This window comes from Neorhizobium sp. SHOUNA12A (assembly GCF_023006505.1).
Lineage (GTDB): Bacteria > Pseudomonadota > Alphaproteobacteria > Rhizobiales > Rhizobiaceae > Neorhizobium.
The window spans coordinates 1-854 of record NZ_JALBGV010000199.1 but is presented as its reverse complement, the minus strand read 5'-3'; the positions used below and the strand labels follow the sequence as shown (position 1 = coordinate 854).

Below are 854 nucleotides of genomic sequence, written 5' to 3'. Positions count from 1 at the left end.
CTAGGTCATGTTGACAAAGTGTCTTCTCAAATCAGTTATGGTCTGATTCAAAGCTGCTTTTTAGGAGGCAGCGATGGCACGTGGAGACCTAACCGACGCAGAATGGCGGATCGTAGAACCGCTTCTTCCTACAGAGCGTGGCCGTAAATCGCATCCCTCCCATGATAATCGTCAGTTCATGAACGGCATGCTGCATGTCCTGCGGGTCGGCTGCCCGTGGCGCGATATGCATGAGCGATATGGGAAGTGGAATTCCGTCTACGTCCGATTCCGGCGGTGGGCCGAGCAAGGGGTGTGGGATGCGCTCTTGGAAACGCTTGTGGAGCTTGGCCTTACAGATGATTGGCAGCACATGCTGGACAGCACCACAGTTCGCGGCCATTCACAGGCAGCGGGCGCTAAAGGGGGACTCATAAGGAGGCTTTTGGTCGATCACGCGGCGGCTTTACGACAAAAATCCACGCCCGAGCAGACGGTCAGGGACGCCCTCTTGGCTTTGTACTGACGGGTGGTGAAACCTCCGACTATCTCGCTGTTCCAGATCTGCTCGCGATGCCGGTAAACAGGCCTCGTCGTCTCCTTGCTGACAAGGGATATGATGCCGACAGCATCCGCCAGGAGCTTCTTTTCCATGGCACGCGACCGGTCATTCCACCGCGAGCAAGCAGGAAGAATCCATCAGCTTGCGATTATCATGCCTACAAAGACCGCAATCGTATCGAGCGGATGTTCAACCGGATCAAACAGTTCCGCCGCATCGCTACCCGCTACGACAAGACTAAAACATCATTCGCTGCATTCCTGGCGATCGCCGCAGTGAGGATTTGGCTGCCTCACTTTGTCAACATGACCTA

At 55.3% G+C, this 854-nt stretch carries 2 protein-coding genes; both read left to right on the top strand.

Annotated features, from left to right (window positions below):
* Nucleotides 1-73 precede the first annotated feature (73 nt).
* Entirely contained in the window at nucleotides 74-505 is a 432-nt protein-coding gene (locus tag MOV63_RS32710) for an IS5 family transposase (RefSeq protein WP_258719368.1), read from the top strand.
* Nucleotides 457-854, top strand: a 398-nt coding sequence (locus tag MOV63_RS32705) for an IS5 family transposase (protein ID WP_309500862.1), incomplete at its 3' end; no start/stop codon positions are given. The genes MOV63_RS32710 and MOV63_RS32705, both read left to right, overlap by 49 nt.

What these genes read in the sequence shown, in the direction of transcription:
- MOV63_RS32710 (WP_258719368.1), top strand. Translation starts at nt 74, where the DNA reads ATGGCACGTGGAGACCTAACCGACGCAGAATGGCGGATCGTAGAACCG.